Genomic DNA, 21,058 nt, shown 5'->3' on the forward strand with positions numbered 1-21,058 from the left:
AACTGTTTCATAAGCCGGCAGACATGGTTTCTGCAATCGTTTTCAGGCTTGCGCTCAGCATAAACTGAGTCTGGTGTCAGACAACAGTGTCCGGCGCCATAACACCAGCAGAACCGCGGCATTCCATCGAGGCGATGCCCGATTCCGTCGAGTCAAGGAGGCTCAATGAGTACTGGTCGATGGTCGACTGCACTCTCAACCGATGCCGCACAATTACGGCATCACCATAGCGCGTCACATGATGTGATGCGCGTCATTTTGGCCGGTGTCACGGTATGCGCCATGCTGTTCGCCAGCTTCTCCATTGTCGGTACGCAGACGGCGCTCGCCGCCGGAACCGGCCGTGACAGCTATACCGATACGCTGGGCAATGCGGATTTCGAAGCCGCACGCGCGAAGTATGGCCTGACCAAAGATATGAAGAACGGCGCAATCCTCCACGCGTGGATGTGGTCGTTCAACACCATCAAGAACAACATGAAGGCGATCGCCGAAGCGGGCTACACGTCGGTCCAGACCGAGCCGATGAGCGCCATCAAGACGGACCCCGCCAACGGCAAGAAATTCGCCAACAACTGGTATTACGTCTACCAGCCGACGGACACGACCATCGGCAACTTCGTGGTCGGTACCGAACAAGACCTCAAGGATATGTGCGCCGAAGCCCACAAGTACGGCGTGCGTATCATCGTTGACGTGGTCGCCAACCACTTCACGTCCGATTGGAACGCGATCGGCAGTGACTGGAAGGACACCAGCCTGTTCCACTCGCGTACCAACTGCCCGGGCAAGCACGGCGACCAGATCAACTACAGCAACCGTTGGCAGGTGACGCATTGCCATCTGCTCGGCCTGTGGGATATCAACACCGAGAATCAGGCCGCCGCCAACAAGATGAAGGACTTCCTCGTCGAAGCAGTCAATGACGGTGTCGATGGTTTCCGCTTCGATGCGGCCAAGCACGTCGAGCTTCCTGACGAGTTCCCGCAGCATTCCGTGTATTGGGAGACCATTTTGAAGAACGGCGCCCAGTACCAGTATGGCGAGGTGCTCCAGGGTGACAACGGCTTGAACTATACGGGCTACACCAACATGTTCACCCAGTATTCCTCCGATGGCGGCGGCGCCACGGCTTCCGACTACGGCAAGACCGTGCGTGTGGCCATCAGGAGCAGCAACTTGAACGCCGGCAACCTGACGAGCCTGCGTAACGGCGGTGCGAAGGATGACCAGTTGGTCACCTGGGTCGAATCGCATGATAATTATGCGAACGACGACAAGGAATCCACGTATCTCAACGACTATCAGCTGCGCATGGGCTGGGCCATCGTCGGTTCCCGTGCCGGCGGCGCCCCGCTGTACTTCAACCGCCCGGTCGGATCCGGCGGAAACAACGCCCAGTTCGCCGAGCAGTCCCAGCTGGGTGATGCCGGTGACAACATGTGGAAAGACAAAGCTGTGGTGGCGGTCAACCACTTCCGCAACAAGATGAACGGCAACAGCGAGTACCTGCGCAACTGCCAGAGCCAGAACTCCTGCCTCATGGTCGAACGCTACGTCAAGGACGGCAAGACCGATGACGATGGCGTGGTCATCGCCAACATGGGCGGCGACGTCAACCTCGCCGGTTCGGACACCACCCTTGACGATGGCACCTACACCGACCAGGTCAACGGCGGCACCATCACCGTCTCCGGCGGCAAAATCACCGCTGGTACGGCGAAAGCCTACGCGGTCAGTGCCTTCTATCAGACGAGCGGTTCGGGAAGCGGCTCCAGCACAGGCGGTTCCGGGCAAACGACTGGCACGAGCGTGGTGTACGCGACCAAGCCTTCGTGGTGGAACGCCATCAACGCCTATATTTACAAGGATGATGGTTCCGCATCCGCAGCATCCAACGCATCCTGGCCGGGCGTTGCCATGACACGGCTCACCGCGGATGACGGGTGCGCGACAGCCGGGACATACCGTGTGGAAGTCCCAGATCTTGGCGGCGGAACCTACCGTGTGATTTTCTCGGACAATGGAAGCTCCAGTAACCGGTATCCCGCGGATATGGTCGCCGGCATGGCGTTCACGCGAGGTGCGTCGGTGCAGTGGGACGGACAGGGCACGTCGCTGGAAACAGTGCAATGCAGCACCCCGGCCACCAAGGTGGCCATCAGCGGTGACGGCGTAACTGACGGCAAGCTCAGTCTGAGCACCGGAGCGACTGCACAGCTGACTGCCACTGTCACGCCGAGCACGGCAACCGGTACGGTCACCTGGGCTTCATCCAGTCCATTGATCGCCACGGTGGATGCCAACGGGCGTGTTTCGGCGCTCAAAGCCGGTACTACAACCATTACAGCGAGCGTTGGTAATGTCACCGCGAGTGTTGACGTGACCGTGACTGCAAGCCAGTCCGGCAGCGAAACCAAGAACGTGGTGTACGCGTCAAAGCCGAGCGGCTGGAACGCGTTGTATGCCTACGTATACACCGGCGACGGCACCTCGGCGAAGAGCAACGCAACATGGCCGGGTGTCGCCATGACCCGGCTGACCGCTGATGACGGTTGCGCGAAAGCCGGCATGTACCGGTACGAAGTTCCCGACCTGGGAACCGGCACCTACCGCGTGATCTTCAACGACGGCGGCTCGCAACAAACCCCCGGAGCCCGGAAGGCAGGCATGGAACTGAAAGGAACCATGGCATGGACCGGAGGCGACACACTGAACACGCTGAGCTGCCAGACGGTGCCGCCGGCGGCCGACGGCATCACCGGTGACGGGGTGGCGGACGGTGCGCTCGCCATTGCCGCCGGCAAGACCGTGCAGCTTGGTGTAAACGGCAAGACCGTGACCATGCCCAACGCGAAGTGGTGGTCCGATGGTGCGGCAGTCGCCGTAACCGGAACCGGCCTGATCGTCGGCGTGACTGCCGGCACCAGCACCGTGAGCGTCACCACGGGTGATGCCACGTATCAGCTGGCAGTGACGGTGAAGTAGCCGGTCGGTAGCGGGTTGGTGTGGTGCGTGGCTTGGGCTGCGCACCACACCAACTGGTTTAGGAGGCTATTATTTGGATTCGGCGTGCATAGCGGGAACAGTCGCAACAGGACGCGGCTTTCCAATCGTCCACCACAGCCAGCGCTGAACAATCGCATTTTCAATCGTGAGCAGTGCGAGAGCAAGTATTGTGACGACAATGCCCATGAGGAACTGGCCAATCCAGGGCCAGGTTGTGGCATTGATATTGAGCACGCGGAAGATTCCCAGCTGACATACATTTAGTGTGAAATTATTCAATGCGTAGTATACGAGGCTGTTTTTTCCTATTGAGGCAATAATGCGATTTTGAGCTATCGCTACACTGAGCCCAATGACAGCTGTCGATCCGATAACTGCGGCGAGGATTGACTCAAATGTTGCAATGGCTGGTGTGCAGAGGCTGTTGGTAATCGCGAGTATCGAGAACAGGGGAGTGGCAAGCAAGAAGAGGATGACCCCCTGTCGATGTGTGAGAGCGATTAATGTTCTTTTGAACGCGTAACCAAGGCACATGTAACCGAGGACTTGAACACCGCGGTCGAGTTGGAAAGGCAGTTCTGGAAGCGATAACACTCCGTGGTATATGGAAAAGATGATGATAGCAAACAAGCCGACGACTGTGATGAAGTGCTGACAGTATACTGTGCGATTAGCGATTGTAATTACTGCGTACATCAGCAATTCACCTATAAAGAAAGCCATGAGAAACCATAGACCTGTGCCCATGAAAAGTACATTGATTATTCTAGTTTCCAAAGCAGATGCAGCTGCACTGTGCTGTGCTTGCCACGCAGCTGTAACAAATACTGCGAATGGTTTTGCAAGATAATACAAAGAAAAAATGTAGTAGGGAACGATGAGTGTCTTGATTTTTCGGATTAGGAATTGACGGAAGCCTCCTCTCATGCTGAATGTAATGCCACCAAGTACGAAGAACAGTGGCATGTGAAATAGGTATATTATCGCGATGAGCGTATCCAATTCCGGTAGCCATTCGCTCTGCCCTTCCCCGTTGCGTAGATGTCCGAAGCTGACCAGTGTGATTCCGATTCCTTTGGCTATATCGATTCATTCAATTCTGTTTTTAGTCGTAATCATATATTTTTCCTTGATTATAGAGTAATTGTGAATAACAATAATGATTGTATTTTAAATATGAGGTCTTTTAAGTCTGTTGATAATGTAGATTAGAGTCCTCCAGTAAAAAATAATTGCAAAATCTAAAATAAATGCGCGTATAATAATATCGATGTGATGATTAATAATCAATTGGAATCGAGAATTTTGTTTTAATTATGAATAATTGTCTGTCGGTTTGAAATGCAAGATGTTGTATGCCTCTGTCTGAAATCACCAAGATACTACAATATTTATATCATCTGCCACGGAGTAGCAGACCGGAGAACCAGAATACTTTCGGATTGACAGATGCTCGTTTAGTTGAGCATTGACTCGTACTATGCTCGGGAAAAGAATGTCTCATAAATGTTTCAATCAATCAGGTTCCTAGCCATGACGCTAACCACACAGAAAATTATAGGTGGGGGGCAGCTATGGCGTTCAACTGAGTATGTCAAGAGGAAGAAATATGCTTTTCCTCATTGCATTCGTGCATATCATCCATGAAATTATCGTGGTGGGGAGGTATAAGGGGTTATGCGCATCTTTAGCGGAATCGTGACCTACAATCCGGAAATCGAGAGGTTACGAGAGAACATAACATCGATTGCCAAGCAGACTGAGACTGTTATTGTTGCAGACAATGGGTCGAAGAATATTGATGATATAAAAAAGCTGTTGCAACATTACAATAATGTTTGTTTGGTCGAGTTGCACTCAAATAAGGGAATAGCTGCTGCTCTTAACGTCATCATGCAGAAGGCGTCTGATTGCAGAGTAAATTGGGTATTGCTTATGGATCAAGACTCTGTGGCAACTGAAAATATGATAGCGGAGATGCTTCCATATGTGGCGAAGAATGTTGGAATAGTATCTCCAGTGATTTTGGATCGAAATAAGGGATTTAAGACAAAAGACACAAACGATAATGCAATTATAGAAGTAACAACCGCTGCGAGAAAAGGCATCATTACGGCAGGAAGCCTAACTAATGTTTGTGCGTGGTCGAGAGTCGGTGGTTTTGATGAATATATGTTCATTGATTATGTTGATTATGATTTTAATGAGCGGTTATTGTTGAATGGATATAAATTATTAAAGGTAAATAGGGCAAAATTAATACAGGAGGTGGGCAACGCGAAGCCGACATGGTTGTACACGCCGCGTAAAGAGTCAGATGGAAGTTGGAAGATTGAAAGATTTTATGCGTTTGGCCATTCGCCGATGAGGTGCTATTACAAAGCGAGAAACAGAATATACTATACAAAGAAATATGGCAAATATGTTTTAAATAAAATGGAAGGCGTATACCAAATACCTATTCAGATGATGCTAGTCTTGTTATTTGAGAATAATAAGCATGAGAAGATGAAAATGTTTATAAAGGGAGTAGTTGATGGAACGAAAAAGAGGGTGGAGAGATATCACCCCTTGTGTGGGGCATAAAAAATAGAAGAAAGATGCCGTTTTATGAATGCAGTTATATTAATTTTATGCTGTACATTGTTGTTCGCTGTCACTGTTCAGTGGAATAAGAAGATAAGTGTTGGAGCTGGTGTAATTGTTGCATTAATGTATGGGTATATTGCCTGGCAGGCAACTGATCGACCTGATTACGACATGTATGAGAATGATTACAGTGATGTTGTCAAGGGCGTTCAGAATGGAATTACAACTCATCCATTATGGGATGTGTTAATGGCGATATCCAATAGTATTGGGATTTCATATAGATTATTCCAAACATGCATTGTGATGACATCAGTTATATTAATAATTGGTATAAGCGCATATTATAAAGATTCAATAAACAGTATCATAATTACTTTATTGATATACCCAGGTTTAGTGAATGTAGTTCAGATCAGACAGTTTTTGTCTATAGCAATAGCATATTGTGCATATATCATATATTTTAATATATCAAGTAAAAAACTGAAAATATTTTCAATTGTTTTAGCGGTGTTGGCATGTTTAATACATGCGACAACAATAATATATATTGGCGTATTTGCGATCAACAAAATTATTAAAAATATAAAGATTGTCGGATTTGTGACAGTAATCGTGTTTGGGATAATTATGTGTAACCCAAATATCTACATCAGGATAATGCAATCTGTATTGGGTAATGAACAGAGCAACTTGTACATGACTGTTGGAAGTGACGTATCGAGTTTTGTTTATAATCAGTTAATGTTTATAGCGTCTGTTTTGCTTGTTATATACGGCATAACAATATCTGTTATGAACAAACATGATTATCTAAATCAGCATTCTGCAATGTATCAGGGCAACATGAGTATGCTGCTAATATATTTACTGGCATCACCCTTGATTTTCCAGTTTCCAGATACAACGCGTTTAGTTAGATTGCCGGAATTAGCGATGGCTTTCGTAATAGAAGATTATATTTCACAATATTATATAGAAGAAGGCGGCTTGGGGATACCAGATGTAAAAATATCTGTATTAAAGCAGTGGATGATGAGGGCTGTTTTTTGTATAATAACAGCGTTATTATTATTCTATAGTATATCAATTAAAGATGTACTTGTACCAATGTTGGAAGCAGGTATAATATGGTGATAAATGCAAAGAAAGACAATCAAAATATCGGTATCGGTATTGTAACATACAATCCCGATATTCGGCAGATAATCCACAATGTTGCCGAAATCGATAATCTACAAATTGTTATCGTCGATAATGGGTCGGACAATCAATTCGAGCTTAAAGATAATTTGAGCCGATATCCTAAGGTTAATATCATTTCAAATGATAAAAATCTTGGGATTGCTTGTGCGCTGAATCAAATTATGGAATATTTTTTACAAGATGGGATTGATTGGGTGCTTACTCTTGACCAAGATAGTCAATTTGAGGCATCGGAAATCAGTCAATTTATTGATGCTTCAAATGCGCTCGATCTATCTACCGTTGGTATTATGTGTCCTATCTTTTATGACGTCAGGACAAACAAGCGCTTTGATAATCCAAAAGAGAAGTATCATGCCAAGAACACAGCCAGTAGATTTGTTGACGTGCCAAAATGTATCACATCCGGCTCATTAACTTCTGTCAAGGCGTGGAATGCCATTGGTGGGTTTGATAACTTTTTATTTATCGATTATGTCGATGATGATTATTGCTACCGTTTGAATAAAGCTAACTACCGAATAATACAAATGAGGAATGTTGAATTACCGCATGAAATCGGCAGTAACCCTAAATATGTGAATTTTCTCGGTAAAAAGCGTTATCTCGTAACATATTCACCTTTTAGACTTTACTATCAAACGAGGAACTTCATCTATTTGTTGAAAAAGGATAAGGGGTTCAGTCAGGGTGAGAAATGGGAGAAATATCGACCTCTTCGTGACCTAATTCGAGTATTATTCTTTGAAAGAGATAAAATAAATAAAACTAGAGCAATTCTCTGTGGTCTTCATGACGGGATCATACTACGACATCATTCGTTTGAAGGAGCTTCTAATGACCGTTGATATTAACTTATATGTTGCGACTCAACAAAAGATAGAAATCCCACTTCCCTCGATATATTCTCCAATCATTGCGGGAGCAGAACAATATACTGGCGAGGTGTATCAGAATTATCTGTTAGACAATACTGGAGATAACATTTCGAATCTCAATAAATCTTATTGCGAACTAACGGTTTTATATTGGATTTGGAAAAATAGCACAAACAAGTATGTTGGCCTTTGCCATTATCGTAGATATTTCTTTTCTAGTCTATTCCGTAGGCTTCTTTTGGAACCAATTTCTGAGCAACATCTCCAAGAGCTTGAGCATGGCGACGTTGTCGTTCCAAATAAACGTTATTTTCGTAAGTCTTGTTTTGATGACTTTAGTGATTTCCATGATATCAAGGACTTAATATCGATACGTTCCATTTTGTCGTATTATGATTCCAGATATTTACCTTATTGTGATATTGTTTTCAATCGTAAATGGATGTATTGTTACAACATGATGATAGCTGATAAGGACACATTTAATTCTTACTGTTCTTGGCTTTTTCCAATATTGCATCTATTTGACAAGGATTATAAACATCAATATAATGACAAATATAATCAACGTGTTGATGGCTTTTTGTCAGAGCGTCTGTTTAATATATGGATCCTTGCAAATGATTGCCATATAATAGAAAAGCCTGTATATAACATTCAAGAAAATATCCTTCTACCTACAGCCAAAAATGCTATTAAAAAAATATTCTATTAGTCTTTGACGAACGTTGTAATGGTTCCAGTTGGTCAAGTAGAAGCTTTTCCAAACTGTGGTGAGCAATGATTCATGCCTGTTTAGATATTTGATGGGGGATGTTGCAAATGATAGGGAAAGAGTTCACTTCTATCCGTAGTGCATCTATTGCTCAGGTAGGCTCGAAAGTCGTCAATGTTGTGATGCAATTAGCCATTACAATGGTTTTGGCTCGTCTTATCTCGCCTGCAGAATTTGGCGTAGTGGCTATTCTGATTGTATTTTCAAGTTTCTTCAGCATTCTTGCTGATGCTGGAATTTCTACTGCGATAGCTCAATTCCAAGATCTCCGCGAGGAAGACTATCAGCGAATGTTTTTCTTATCGTTGTTGATTGGTATTGCGCTGTCAGTTTTGTTCTTCGGGCTCTCATTTGGCATAGCTTGGTTTTACCATGATTCTATTTACGTGCCTCTTGGTGCAGTGATGACTTTGGCTGTAATGTGTAATGCACTAAATATGGTGCCGAACGGTGTACTGATAAAAGAACGGAAATTTGGTCTGATTGGCATGAGGCTCGTCGTCTGCACGCTAGTGGTTGGAATTGCGGTCATTTTCATGGCTTTTGCTGGATGGGGTTGCTATGCTGTTGCGCTCAATACGGTGTTGACATCATTGTTCGTTCTCATATGGAATTTATCGACTTCTCATTTAAAGATGTCTGTAGGGGATGTGAGGCCAATAGCGCGCAAGGTGGGTGGATTTTCGCTATATCAATTCGGTCATGAGGCGATTGCGTGGCTCTCCGGGAATGCCGATTCGTTATTGGCGGGGAAAATGTTCGGGTCCGAAGCTCTTGGATACTACAACAAGGCATACCAACTGTATGGGAGTCCCATCAACATCCTTACTGCTCCGATAACAAGTACTCTAATTCCATTCTTTGCGCCCCTGCAAAAGAACGTTCCAGCGTTGAGGGCGAAGTTTCTTGGGGTGATGAGCAAGGTATCGTTCATCTGTTCCCTTTGCACTGTAGGCATGAGTGTGTGTGCGCCTGAGATTATTCAAATATTGTTCGGAAGTGTTTGGGCGCCGGCGGCTCCGTTGCTTCAAGTATTAGCGTTGGCGATTTATGCGAGAGGGGTTAATGGTGTCCATGCACCGTTGCTCAGTGCGGCAAGTAGACCAGATTTATTGATGAGGTCAACGCTGATTAACACCATGGTGACATTGGGAATGATTGTTCTGGGCGGCGTATTGGGTTCAGTTTATACATTGGCTATTTGCGTAGCCATTGCGTATAATTGTGAAATTCTTCTTCCGGTACATTATTGTTCAAAATATTGCATAAATATGAAATCTACTTCATATTTCGCTGGGTATTTGCTGCCAGATATCACAATTGCAATTATCGCATTATTTATTTGTGAATATGCGCATATCAATATTCAAAATGTCTTTTTGTCATTGTTTGTGAAAGCCATAGTGATACTTGCAATTATGTGTGTATTAAAAATTTGCTGGATGAAAATGCAGGACCTTCTTGGGCGGTTGTGCCATTCCGGCATCAGCGGTCGCCGTAACGGTGATTAACAAGAATAGGGATGGGATAAATATTCTACTGCATCTATAAACATGAGAACAGCAATAAATCTATCTTGATGCTGTTCTTGGATGTGATTGTTATTGTTCTCTGATACATTAACGCGTAACAATTACTCCACGGTCTCCCCGCCGGTCAGCAACTCCCACTCGGTGAGATGTTCGTTCGCGGACGAGCCTATTTGCGTGTAAACGTCGCTGAGCAGGATTTCCGTGATTGCTGTCGCCGTTGCCATGCCGCTCAATGGCAGGAAGCTGTCGGTGGATATGGGGAGGACTATGGACGCGTCTGTCTTGATCGGTGACAGTTCGCCATCGGAGATCAGGACTATGGTCGCGCCTTTTTGCTTGGCTACATGGGCGGCTCTGATGATGTTCTTCTGGTATCTGGCGAAATCGAATACCACGAACACTGATCGTCGGTTCATGTCCAGAAGGCATCCTTTGTCCTTCTGGTCGAGATCGTCCAGCAGCATGACGTTTGGTCGTAGCAATTGTAGGTTCAGTGCTAGGATCCTGGCGACCGCGGTGCTGAACCTGCCGCCGGCTACGTAGATGGTTCGCTTCTTGTCTGCGAGCAATGCAACGACTTGGTCCCATTCGGTTTGCGGAATGGCATCCAGGTCGCTACTCGCGTGGACGGCTAGTATGTTGATACGTTCGGAAGCTTTGGATGCCCTGTCGCCAGCGCTGCTTGCCTCTTCCATACGCCGTGCTCTGTCAAGCGGCCCTTTGCTGCGTTCGGACATCTCAGTAAGTACAGCATCGCGGAATCCGACGAACGATTCGTAGCCGAGCGATTTTACGAATCGGATTACCGAAGGGGCCGATACTCCAGCACGTTCGGCGATTGATGCAACGGAGCCGAGACAAGAGGCAGGGTAGTCAGATAGCATGCTTCTTGCCACTCGTTTTTCGGCGTGGGACAACTTTGGGAATGTTTCCTTGATGGCATCCGAAATCGAAACGTCCGAACTGTTCACTTTCTGTTCCATATCGTTGTGACTGTCGGGACTTGTTGCCCCTGCTCAATCACTACGATACTCCCTTCGGGGATTTTCTCCCATGCTCCTGAACGGATGCCGCTTGATGCAGCGACGACTGCTTGAGACGTGCGTTGAAGCATCAGATCGTGGTAATGCTCCGGTGTGTGTTGGTAGGGAAGCGGAGCTTCTTCACGGTCGGGATATCCGTCAAGGCTGAACGAGGCTCCTTCGTGTACGTTGATGATATAGATGCAGTCGCCGTGCATCAGAAAGGCGTTGAGACTCCTGTGGGGGTATGCTTCTTCAAGCATCTCGACAGCGTTGATAACCCCCTGCCGGATGGACCCGCATGCTGAGCAGCATTGGCGGATCAATGCAAAATATCGTTCGGAGTCGGTGTTCCCGTGCAATGTGGCAAGAAACTGATGCTGGAGCATTCGCTCAAGATCCTCGGCGTACGCGATGTTGCCATTGTGTTCGAAGGCGAAGCCCTCCTCAACAAAGGGGTGGGTATTGTATGCGGTATTCGGCATTCCTTTGCTCGCCCAGCGCAAATGCACGAGTTGCTGCTTGGCGGCTTGATGGGAAAGGTGTCTAGCAAATGCCGGGTCAGTGTCTGCTTGCTTAGTCGAGGTGACTTTGCGCAGCTGCTGCTCTTTTGACACCCATGCTGCACCCCATCCGTCATTGTGGAACTCGCTCAATGCTGAGAATTCTTCGGTCGCCTTGTTTCCAAGTGCTTGGCTGACGGTGATGGCGCGTGATGATGAAATTGCGAGCAGACGGCACATGGTTTGCCTCGATTCAGTGGGTTGTTCCAACGGACGAACACATTATATACATTACAAAAACACAAGATTTTAGATAGATGTAACAATTCGGACATTATTGAGGGGGACAGTGGAATCATGGAAAAACAAATGGAGTCCGCATGCGGTGCGGGTACACATGAGATGATGATCGGAACGTTTGTCGGCCTCGACGGTGTGATTCGCTCGAAAGCCGTCCCCGGGGCGCGTGAAGCTGCCTTTGCTTCGTCAGGTATGGGGGCATCGCCGACTTGGGCGGTGTTCTGTCCCGACAATGCTATTGCGTTCACTGACAAATTGAGTGTCGTGGGTGACTGGAGGCTTGTGGCAGATCGTTCAATGGAACGGTCTCTCGGCGAAGGCATCGTCTGGGCGCCTACAGACTTGCGAACACAAGATGGCTCGCCTTCACCATACTGCCCTCGTGAAGCACTGCGTCGGGTTGTGCGCAAAGCCGGGGGCATGGGGTATTCGGCTCTGTTCGGCTTTGAATTTGAATTCTATCTGCTCGATAATGCCGGTGTCACGGAGCAAGATGTCGCTTCGGAGCAATGGGGTGCATATGGTGCGGATAGTTTCCTGGATCGCAGCGAATTCTTCGCACGGCTACAAGACATGTGTGCCAAGTCTGGAATTCCCTTGGAACAGATGCATTGCGAATACGATCATTGCCAGTTGGAGATTTCCACGGCGCCCGATGAACCATTGCGTGCCGCAGACACTGCAGTACTCACGAAGATGGTTATCAAGCGTGCCGCGCACATGTTCGGCAAGAAGGTCAGTTTTTCGCCGAAACCTTTCTTGGGGTTATCCGGCAACGGTGGACATATTCATTGCTCAATCACGTACAAGGGAGAACCGATATTCTCAACGGGGCATGGTCCCCATGCGCTGACGAAACGCGGCTGTTCTGCTATCGCGGGAATCGAAAGCCATGTTGTGGAATTGAGCGCGCTGTATGCGGGTTCACCTGTTTCGCAACTGAGGTTGTCGCCGGACTCATGGTCCGGAGCAGCAGTGTGTTGGGGCCTTGAGAATCGAGAGGCGGCGATTCGCTTCTGCGCGGCAACTCCGGGTAATCCCCATGGGGCGAATGTTGAGCTGAAGTGCGGCGATTTGTCGGCCAATCCGTACTATGCCTTGGCGTGCATACTGGGTTCCTCGATTGATGGAATTGACCGATCAATGGAACTGCCGCCCGAGATTACGGTGAACCCTAGCGCGATGCCGCAGGAGGAACGCGAACGCTGCGGGGTGTCGCGGTTGCCGTCCACGTATGACGAGGTGACGGAAGCGTTCGCGCAATCGTCCTTCGCAAAGGAACTGCTTGGTGAGGATGTCGTTGAAGCGGACTTGGCGATACGTCGACTGATGTCTCGTACGTATGGTTCACGTTCGGATCAGGATCGCGCTGACGTGATGCGCTACGCGTGGTGAGACCTTTGCGTCGGGAGATTGGGAACTGGACAATATCGGCGATGTAGTTTTCTAGTTGCAAAGGAGATGCTCATGAACATGGATCAGGAAGCCGTCCATCTACTGCATGGCGACCGTGCTATTGCGGCCACTGAAAAAGTCAGATTTTTCAATCGTGCTGTAATCGGTGGCAAGGGGTCGGAGCTGCAATCCGCGGATGGGAAACAGCTTATCGATCTATCCGCAACCTGGACAGCAGCAGGACTCGGGTATGCTGACCCGCGTATCCGCTCGGCTGTTGACCAAGTGCTCGATAATTGCCCGGGGCTAGGTTTGGGATCACTGATCAATCCGCAGAGTGTTGAGTTGGCCCACAAACTACTGGAAATCACGGATATCAAAGCACATGCCGATGGTGCCGACAATGGGCGAGTGTATTTCGGGCACAGTGGGTCGGATGCAAATGACATTGCGCTGCGTCTTTGCCGTATGACAAGTGTGAAGCATGGAGGCGGTACAAAAGTTCTGGCGTTCGAGCACAGCTACCACGGAGGTTTCGGGAAGGCATTGGGGCTTTCCGGTGTGCAAGTGGAGTCGGGGGCGAAACGAGACGACAACGTCGAATTTCTGCCGTATCCCAATACTGTTCATCCTCATGTTGACGGGAATGCTCAGGATGAATTGGCATATTGCCTCCATGCGGTACGTCAGGCGATGAACTCCAATGTAGCGTGTCTGATTGTGGAACCTGTGCTATCTGACGGTGGAATGATCGTTCCTCCTGATGGATTCTTGTCCGGGCTTCGGTCTCTTTGCGATGATTCGGGAATACCGATGATTTGCGATGAGGTAAAAGTGGGACTCGGGCGTCCGGGAACCATACACGCCTACCAGTATGAGGGAATACACCCGGATATGGTCACTTTCGGAAAGACCCTAGGCGGCGGGCTGCCGATATCGGCGATTGTAGGCCCATCATCAATCTTGGATTGCGCGACTGGAGCTTCACTGCTCACCATGGGAGGAAACCCTATTTGTTGCGCTGCAGCAATCGAGTTCTTGCGCATACTCATTGATGATCGGCTTGATGAACGCGCCGACCGGCTTGGACGACTCTCGCGTGGCCATCTGCGCGAGGCGATTGATGCGTTGCCAGAGGAATCCCGGCGACACATTACGGATATTCGAGGCAGAGGGCTCGCCATAGGTGTTGAACTCGATGACGGGAACCGCAGCGAGCAATTTGCGGAGAAAGTGTGCTATCAGGCCGACAGACTCGGTGCGGTTGTCTATTACGTTGGCGGGCATGTATTGGAAATCACACCCGCTTTGACCATTGATGAGCATACCTTGTACAACGGTTTGGATCTTGTTGTCCGGGCGATTGACGATGTGGCGGCTGGGCATGTGCCGGATGATGCGGTCGCAGGATTCGGCGGCTGGTGATTGGAGCGTGGTGGTGAACACAAACATGGGTCAAGTTGAAGCGATGTACGGCAATCAACGTGAAGAAGCGGCCAAGATGCTGCGCAATCGTATCGAGACGATGCCACTGGTGGACAATCATGTCCATAGTTGTCTGTTGCAAAGCCCTGACGAACTCGGGTTCGAGAGATTATTATGTGAAAGCGCGGGGCCGCTTGGAAACGGTCAAAGCCGGGTTGATAGTCAAGCCGGGTTTGCCTTGGCGAGATACTGTTCTCCGCTGTTGTTTGGGCAGCGCTGTGATGCTCGGGATTATTTTCTGGAGCGTCAAAAACTGAAAGAACGGCAGATCGGCGAGACATTGTTGCCTGCTGCGGGTGTATCCACATGGATTATCGATCCAGGGTGGGCCGCGACGAATCTCATCAGTGTTCAAGAATTTGCCTTAAGAGCTCAAGGGGAAGTTCATACTGTCGTGCGGCTTGAGGCGGTTGCCGAGTCTGTGCTTGCTGCCGGGCTTTCCGCCGGTAGCTTTCCCGAGGCGTTTCGTTCGGCATTGTCGCAAGCGCAGCAAGGCTCCGTGGGATTCAAGACGATTTGCGCCTACCGGTGCGGCTTCGATATTGATTGGCGGCCTCCGTCGGACGACGATGTTATTCGTTCGGTCTCCCGCCTCTCACCTGCAAGCCGTTCCCGGATTGATGATGCAATCGTATGCAGTTTCATGGTGCATGAGGCGATGAGGTATCGTAAGCCGATTCAGTTCCATGTGGGTTTAGGCGACCGGGATGTTGACTTACGGCATAGCGATCCGGTTGATTTGAGACCTTTGCTCGTCGAATCAGAACAATTGGATGTTCCGATGGTGTTGTTGCATTGCTGGCCATTCGAGCGTGAATGTGGTTATCTGTGCCAGAACTTCACCAACGTGTATATGGATGTCGGGCTTGCCATGTATTTGTGCGGAGTCCAAGGCGTTGATGCTTTGCGCAGATCCATGGAACTGTGTCCGTTCTCGCGTCTGCTGTACTCTTCGGATGCATGGGGATTGCCTGAGCAGCATTATTTTGCTGCGAAACTGTTCCGTGATTCCCTGACTTCGCTGGTATGCGGGTGGGTTGAACAAGGGGCTTGGACTGCCGGGGATGCATTGCGCGTAGTGGATGCAATCGGTTCGAAGAATGCTCAAAGACTCTATGGAGTCGGCTCCTGCACTCATTGCGGCTCGTGAGTGGGGCGCATGAATGGCATGGATGTAATAAATGAAACAAGACATATAAAACGGTCTCATTCGTAACGAATATGACATATCGCTCGTCAATACTGATCGCATGCGGGAGAACGGATCCCGTATGAAATCTGCTGTAGTCGCAGTGATGAATGGGAACGGAGGAAACTCATGGCTGTTCAACAAGATACCTCGCCGAATGGCGGGGATAGCCTTGCGAAAGGCTTGCAAAGCCGGCATGTCACCATGCTGGCCGTCGGGGGAGTTATCGGCGCCGGCTTCTTTCTTGGCGCCGGGTCGACCATCAACACGGCAGGTCCCGCAGTGGTCTTCTCTTACCTGTTTGGTGGTTTGATTACGTTCCTCGTCATGGTCCTGCTCACTGAAATGGCGGTAAGCACGCCGGTGGCTGGATCATTCCAAAAATACGCAGAAATGTCGCTTGGGCCGTTGCCGGGGTTCTTGACGGGATGGACATACTGGCTGGCATTCTTGATAGGCCCTGCCTCTGAGAGCATCGCAGCCGGCACGTTCCTCAATGTTTGGTTCCCCCAAGTGCCGATTTGGGTATTTGCGTTGATTGTTGCCGCGCTGATGACCATTGTGAATCTGGTCGGTGTGAAGTTCTTCGGGGAACTTGAATTCTGGCTTTCCCTCATCAAGGTGGTGGCGCTGGCATTGTTCATCATCGGCGGATGCGTGGCATTGTTCGGAATCGCGCCAGTGGAGCATGTGTCGTTCTCTAACCTCACGTCGAATGGCGGATTTGCTCCCGCGGGAATTGGCGGAGTTGCCACGGCAATGATGATTGTCATGTTCTCCTTCGGCGGTACCGAAGCGATTGGCACTGCTGCGGAGGAATCCGAGCATCCCGAGCGTGATTTGCCGAAGGCTCTGAGGTCTACGCTGGCAAGAATCCTCATCCTGTTCGTGCTTTCGATTTTCGTGCTGGTCTGTGTATTGCCTTGGCAGAAGGCCGGTGTTTCTTCCAGCCCGTTCGTCGATGCCACGCGTATTCTCGCCGGCCCGATTGCTGCGAATATCATGAATTTCGTGGTGCTGATTGCGGCGTTGTCGTGCATTGACGCCGGCATCTATGCCACGAGCCGCATGATGTTCTCGATGAGCCGAGACGGGTTCTTCCCCAAGGTATTCGCTAAGACAAGTTCGAAAACAAAGGCACCTGTGAATGCCATTCTTGTCAGCTGTCTCATGCTGTTCATCGGTGCGATTCTGTACTACTTCTTCCAGGATTTCGCTTACACGTGGCTTGCTTCGGTATCCGGATTCGGATTCCTGTTCGCATGGTTGATGATTTGTCTGTCCCAGCCTGGAATGCGAGCAATCGCTTTAAAGCGCGACGGGAAACTCGCTTGGCAGGCGCCCGGTGGCCGCCCGCTGCAGATCGCCGCTGTGGTGCTGATTGCTGCGATATATGTCGGTCAGCTGTTCAGTGTCTCGGGGCGTGAAACCCTTCTGGCAGGTATCATTTGGCTGTTGATTGCCACCGGGTACTACTTCGCGATTGGCAAGAAGCGGTTCCTCGCCAGCGAAGCGGAACGGTCGGCAATGTCGGCAAACAAATAGACGGCTGATATCTCATTTTGCATCTGTCGGAAGTGCTGTTCCGCGCGATGATGTGGGTGGTGCCGGGGTGAAATTTCGCTCAGGCACCACCTGCCGCCTCTGGGCTGGCACGGGGGCGGATGCACGCGTCTCGTCTATCTGTAGTGCCGCATAGTATTTCTGCGCTATCAGTGTTGGTTTGTTTCGTGCCCCAAGTATGTGCTATGGAATAGCAGCGTCATAGCTTGGGGTATGGGGGCCAATGCCGAACACAACGAAGGGGGAATGGCTTCCGGCTTGTCTCGTCCGATTATGTATCTTAATGGCAGGTTCTAGTCACTAATGCTTTGTGAAAACGTGGTATTTTGCAAGAATTTGCAATAATGGCTGGTTTCTGGATATACTTTTCTTGTGTAGTTCATATTCGTGAATGATCCGAGGTGTGTCATGCTCATCGATTTCAGCTTCTCAAACTACAGGAGCTTCGATGCAGACCAAGCGTTTTCGATGCGACGAGAGCGGCGGTATATGGATGCCGGTTCCGAGGATATTTCTACGGTCGCAGCCGTATATGGTGCGAATGCGTCTGGCAAGTCAAACTTCCTGCGCGCGATTCACGCAATGCAGCAGATGGTGCTCACGAGCTACAGCAGCGGGGACGCTGACAGCGGGATTCAGCGGGACCCGTTTCGCCTGAGAGAAGGCTTCCGCAAACGCCCGACCTCGTTCCTTGTGGAATGTATTGCTGACGATCGGCAAAAGTACCGGTACTCTTTCGGCTTCGATGACAAGAGAATTCTTGACGAAGAGCTCGTATTTTACAAGAAGGTTGGCAATCGCTGGTCTTCTCGCTCTTCATTGCTGTTCACGCGTGAGGAGTCGGGCGATATCAAATTCGGTACGGCGTTTAAGGGGCCGCGTGCACAGGTGAAGAGGACAGTGGAACTTCGCCCCAACGCCCTGCTGCTTTCCGCTTCAGCTGCTGCCGGTATTGAATCTATTCGACCGATTTTCAGGTTTTTCGCAAACGAGCTGACATATTGCGATGCTATTGCATACACTGCGGAAGTTCCTCGAATGTTTGATGAATACCGTAGTGGTTCTCGTTTCTCGCAGAACCTCACCAAGTTGATTCGATACGCCGATTTCGGCATCACTGATGTGCAGACCGAGAAGGCGCCTCAAGAGCTCATCGAACAATTGGCCAAACAAGTAAAAGACCAATTTGGTGAAGATGCACAACTCGGCGATGTCGGAGATTTGCAATTCACTCATGCCGGGAAAGAGGTATCTGCCAAGTTTGACCAAGCTGAAGAATCTCGCGGCACGCTGGCGGCCATGTCGTTCTTCTCCTTGGTGTTACGCCAACTTTCCAAAGAGTCGGTAACGATTATCGACGAAATCGACACGAGTTTGCATCCTACTCTGGTCAAGGAATTCATCGAGCTGTATACCGACCCGATGACGAACCCTCACAGAGCTCAATTGATCATCACTACGCATGATGTGTCATTGATCAACTACTCCGGCATGATGAGTCCGCTGGATCCTGACCAGATTTGGCTCGTTGAAAAGAACAGCGAGGGCGCGTCTGAACTGTATCCAGTGACCGATTTGGGCATACGCAAGGGCGAGAATATCGGGAAGAATTATCTTAACGGCGTGTATGGCGCCAACCCGAAGCCGTCCTTCCATATGGACTTCGCCCAGATGGTGAGCGGGGAGGGGGCCTGATGTCGTCAAAGAATAGCCGCCGGCTTTCCCCAAGGAAGACGTACTCGACATGTATCAAGGCACCGCAAGACACGGTATCTTGTGGTCGGCAACGGTGCAGTGACCGAGAAGCAATATTTCGAAGCGTTGAAAAGAATGTTTTCTGAGGTGGTGATTGAATACAAACAAAAAGCCGTGAGTCCAAGCGAATTGGCAGAGATGGCATGTGACCTCAAAGAGAGCGACGAGCAGGATGACTGGGCCGATCATTACCGCAAAGTATGGGTTGTCGCTGATGTGGATCAGTACAAGGATATTGCCGACGCGGAGAGAATATGTTTGAAGAATGGAATAGAGTTCATCATTTCCAATCCATGTTTTGAAGTGTGGTTGCTTGACCATAAGCGTCCCTGTCCGTCAAGTATTCAAGACACGGAGTCAGCCACACGGGCAGCTGCGAAAGCGAAAATTACAACGGGGAGCAATCACAAATACATCGTGGATGATGTGTTGACATCCGAGGCAATCCATACGGCTTTGCAGAATGCAGAGCAGCACAACACAGCGAATCGGAAGAGGAGCAGGGAATCGCTGAAAAGTACCGGAAAATTGGAATTTGCTCCTTGGACTGACATGCCGGAAGTGATTAAGGAATTGGAACAACAGCAGCCGAAGGAATGACCAGGCTTCTATCTACATCGCAATGTTGCCTCAATGGTGCCAAGCCTCGGCAGATGTCTTTCGGTGCTCGATGAGGATTCGACACGGAAGTTGAGCATCTCCGTTTCGATTCGTGTCTGGATTCGCTCCAACATCTTTGCCATGCGATAAGATGCAACCATGACTGAGACATTTGTTCCGAGGAACATTATTGTTACGGGTGGGGCCGGTTTTATTGGTTCGAATTTCGTGCATTATGTTGTAGACAATCATCCCGAGACGCATGTGACGGTGCTGGATGCGCTCACATACGCAGGGAATCTCGACAACCTCAAGGGCATCCCCGAGGACCGCATGGACTTCGTCCACGGCAACATCTGCGACGCGGAGCTGCTCGACAAGATCGTGCCGGGCCATGACGCCATCGTGCATTACGCCGCCGAGTCCCACAACGACAATTCGATCGCGAACCCCGAACCGTTTGTGCAGACGAACGTCGTGGGCACCTTCCGCCTGCTCGAGGCCGTGCGCAAGTACGATATCCGGTATCATCACATCAGCACGGACGAGGTGTACGGCGACCTGGCGCTCGACGACCCGCACAAGTTCACGGAGGAGACGCCGTACCACCCGTCGAGCCCGTATTCGTCCACGAAGGCGAGCTCCGACATGCTGGTGCGCGCGTGGACGCGCACCTACGGCATTCGTTCCACCATCTCGAACTGCTCCAACAACTACGGCCCGTACCAGCATGTGGAGAAGTTCATTCCGCGGCAGATCACGAATATCCTCACGGGTGTGCGTCCGAAGCTGTATGGCGCGGGGTTGAATGTGCGTGACTGGATCCATACGGAGGATCATTCCTCGGCCGTGTGGACGATTCTGACGAAGGGGCGTATCGGCGAGACGTATCTGATCGGCGCGAACGGCGAGAAGAACAACATCGACGTGCTGCGCATGATCCTGCGTCTCATGGGCCAGCCGGAGGATGCGTTCGACCATGTCAAGGACCGTCCGGGGCATGATCGCCGCTATGCGATCGACTCCACCAAGCTCCAGACCGAGCTGGGGTGGAAGCCCACGCACACCGATTTCGAATCCGGGCTCAAGGCCACGATCGACTGGTACACGAACAACCCGCAGTGGTGGGAGAAGACCAAGGCTGCCACTGAGGAGCGCTACAAGCGCCAGGGACAGTGACCGCTGACCAATGAAGGCCGTTTTCGGGGCGTTTTTTGCACAAACCTCACGAAAACGGCCTTCGTTGGTCACTCA

General features: G+C 49.8%; 16 protein-coding genes. 13 read left to right on the forward strand and 3 right to left on the reverse strand.

The annotated features are described in order from the left end of the window. The first annotated feature begins 165 nt into the window (after nucleotides 1-165). Complete coding sequence (locus CQR48_RS01865) at nucleotides 166-2,988, forward strand: starch-binding protein (protein WP_244898889.1); 2,823 nt, start codon at nucleotides 166-168, stop codon at nucleotides 2,986-2,988. 69 nt (nucleotides 2,989-3,057) lie between these two features. Here the strand turns inward: CQR48_RS01865 and CQR48_RS01870 are convergent, their stop codons facing one another. Next, entirely contained in the window at nucleotides 3,058-4,098 is a 1,041-nt protein-coding gene (locus CQR48_RS01870) for an acyltransferase family protein (protein WP_101451797.1), read from the reverse strand. A 609-nt stretch (nucleotides 4,099-4,707) separates the two neighbouring features. Between CQR48_RS01870 and CQR48_RS01875 the strand changes: the two genes are divergently transcribed. From CQR48_RS01875 to CQR48_RS01895, 5 genes are all read left to right on the forward strand, one after another. Next, complete coding sequence (locus CQR48_RS01875; RefSeq protein ID WP_180335091.1) at nucleotides 4,708-5,595, forward strand: glycosyltransferase family 2 protein; 888 nt, start codon at nucleotides 4,708-4,710, stop codon at nucleotides 5,593-5,595. A 24-nt stretch (nucleotides 5,596-5,619) separates the two neighbouring features. Next, complete coding sequence (locus CQR48_RS01880) at nucleotides 5,620-6,738, forward strand: EpsG family protein (RefSeq protein ID WP_101451799.1); 1,119 nt, start codon at nucleotides 5,620-5,622, stop codon at nucleotides 6,736-6,738. Beyond that, nucleotides 6,732-7,655, forward strand: a complete 924-nt coding sequence (locus tag CQR48_RS01885; RefSeq protein WP_101451800.1) for a glycosyltransferase family 2 protein — start codon at nucleotides 6,732-6,734, stop codon at nucleotides 7,653-7,655. The genes CQR48_RS01880 and CQR48_RS01885 overlap by 7 nt, the downstream gene beginning before the upstream one ends. After that, a complete protein-coding gene (locus CQR48_RS01890) occupies nucleotides 7,645-8,400 on the forward strand; it encodes a DUF4422 domain-containing protein (protein WP_180335092.1) in 756 nt (251 codons plus the stop codon). Before CQR48_RS01885 ends, CQR48_RS01890 begins: the two co-directional genes overlap by 11 nt. A gap of 107 nt (nucleotides 8,401-8,507) precedes the next feature. After that, nucleotides 8,508-9,971, forward strand: coding sequence for a lipopolysaccharide biosynthesis protein (locus tag CQR48_RS01895; RefSeq protein ID WP_180335093.1), 1,464 nt, complete (start codon nucleotides 8,508-8,510; stop codon nucleotides 9,969-9,971). 122 nt (nucleotides 9,972-10,093) lie between these two features. Here the strand turns inward: CQR48_RS01895 and CQR48_RS01900 are convergent, their stop codons facing one another. Both CQR48_RS01900 and CQR48_RS01905 read right to left on the reverse strand, forming a co-directional pair. After that, the gene (locus tag CQR48_RS01900; RefSeq protein ID WP_101451803.1) at nucleotides 10,094-10,975 is read right to left on the reverse strand and encodes a MurR/RpiR family transcriptional regulator; all 882 of its coding nucleotides are present in this window, start codon (nucleotides 10,973-10,975) and stop codon (nucleotides 10,094-10,096) included. After that, nucleotides 10,960-11,787 carry a class II glutamine amidotransferase gene (locus CQR48_RS01905; protein WP_143252450.1) on the reverse strand — a complete coding sequence of 276 codons (828 nt, stop codon included), beginning with the start codon at nucleotides 11,785-11,787 and terminating at the stop codon, nucleotides 10,960-10,962. The genes CQR48_RS01900 and CQR48_RS01905 overlap by 16 nt, the downstream gene beginning before the upstream one ends. An 87-nt stretch (nucleotides 11,788-11,874) precedes the next feature. Here CQR48_RS01905 and CQR48_RS01910 point away from each other — a divergent pair, with 87 nt between their 5' ends. The 7 genes from CQR48_RS01910 (at nucleotide 11,875) to rfbB (ending at nucleotide 20,983) form a co-directional block, all read left to right on the forward strand. Then, a complete protein-coding gene (locus tag CQR48_RS01910) occupies nucleotides 11,875-13,212 on the forward strand; it encodes a type I glutamate--ammonia ligase (RefSeq protein WP_101451805.1) in 1,338 nt (445 codons plus the stop codon). Nucleotides 13,213-13,284: 72 nt separating this feature from the next. Then, nucleotides 13,285-14,637, forward strand: a complete 1,353-nt coding sequence (locus CQR48_RS01915) for an aspartate aminotransferase family protein (RefSeq protein WP_218971677.1) — start codon at nucleotides 13,285-13,287, stop codon at nucleotides 14,635-14,637. Nucleotides 14,638-14,662: 25 nt separating this feature from the next. Further along, on the forward strand, nucleotides 14,663-15,847 hold the full coding sequence (locus CQR48_RS01920; RefSeq protein WP_180335094.1) for an amidohydrolase family protein: 1,185 nt from the start codon (nucleotides 14,663-14,665) through the stop codon (nucleotides 15,845-15,847). 168 nt (nucleotides 15,848-16,015) lie between these two features. Beyond that, nucleotides 16,016-17,431 (forward strand): amino acid permease, encoded by a 1,416-nt coding sequence (locus tag CQR48_RS01925; protein WP_101451807.1) that lies wholly within the window; start codon nucleotides 16,016-16,018, stop codon nucleotides 17,429-17,431. Nucleotides 17,432-17,857: 426 nt separating this feature from the next. After that, nucleotides 17,858-19,144 carry an AAA family ATPase gene (locus CQR48_RS01930; protein WP_101451808.1) on the forward strand — a complete coding sequence of 429 codons (1,287 nt, stop codon included), beginning with the start codon at nucleotides 17,858-17,860 and terminating at the stop codon, nucleotides 19,142-19,144. An 81-nt stretch (nucleotides 19,145-19,225) separates the two neighbouring features. Further along, the gene (locus tag CQR48_RS01935; RefSeq protein WP_425513405.1) at nucleotides 19,226-19,804 is read left to right on the forward strand and encodes an RloB family protein; all 579 of its coding nucleotides are present in this window, start codon (nucleotides 19,226-19,228) and stop codon (nucleotides 19,802-19,804) included. A gap of 159 nt (nucleotides 19,805-19,963) precedes the next feature. Continuing rightward, nucleotides 19,964-20,983, forward strand: coding sequence for a dTDP-glucose 4,6-dehydratase (gene rfbB, locus CQR48_RS01940; protein WP_101451810.1), 1,020 nt, complete (start codon nucleotides 19,964-19,966; stop codon nucleotides 20,981-20,983). The last annotated feature ends 75 nt before the right edge of the window (nucleotides 20,984-21,058 follow it).

The sequence above is a fragment of the Bifidobacterium thermophilum genome (assembly GCF_002846655.1).
In the GTDB taxonomy this organism is placed as follows: domain Bacteria; phylum Actinomycetota; class Actinomycetes; order Actinomycetales; family Bifidobacteriaceae; genus Bifidobacterium; species Bifidobacterium thermophilum.

Coding starts and splice junctions, on each gene's coding strand:
- CQR48_RS01865 (WP_244898889.1), top strand. CDS start 166: ATGAGTACTGGTCGATGGTCGACTGCACTCTCAACCGATGCCGCACAA.
- CQR48_RS01880 (WP_101451799.1), top strand. CDS start 5,620: ATGAATGCAGTTATATTAATTTTATGCTGTACATTGTTGTTCGCTGTC.
- CQR48_RS01885 (WP_101451800.1), top strand. CDS start 6,732: ATGGTGATAAATGCAAAGAAAGACAATCAAAATATCGGTATCGGTATT.
- CQR48_RS01890 (WP_180335092.1), top strand. CDS start 7,645: ATGACCGTTGATATTAACTTATATGTTGCGACTCAACAAAAGATAGAA.
- CQR48_RS01895 (WP_180335093.1), top strand. CDS start 8,508: ATGATAGGGAAAGAGTTCACTTCTATCCGTAGTGCATCTATTGCTCAG.
- CQR48_RS01900 (WP_101451803.1), bottom strand. CDS start 10,975: ATGGAACAGAAAGTGAACAGTTCGGACGTTTCGATTTCGGATGCCATC.
- CQR48_RS01910 (WP_101451805.1), top strand. CDS start 11,875: ATGGAAAAACAAATGGAGTCCGCATGCGGTGCGGGTACACATGAGATG.
- CQR48_RS01915 (WP_218971677.1), top strand. CDS start 13,285: ATGAACATGGATCAGGAAGCCGTCCATCTACTGCATGGCGACCGTGCT.
- CQR48_RS01920 (WP_180335094.1), top strand. CDS start 14,663: ATGGGTCAAGTTGAAGCGATGTACGGCAATCAACGTGAAGAAGCGGCC.
- CQR48_RS01925 (WP_101451807.1), top strand. CDS start 16,016: ATGGCTGTTCAACAAGATACCTCGCCGAATGGCGGGGATAGCCTTGCG.
- CQR48_RS01930 (WP_101451808.1), top strand. CDS start 17,858: ATGCTCATCGATTTCAGCTTCTCAAACTACAGGAGCTTCGATGCAGAC.
- rfbB (WP_101451810.1), top strand. CDS start 19,964: ATGACTGAGACATTTGTTCCGAGGAACATTATTGTTACGGGTGGGGCC.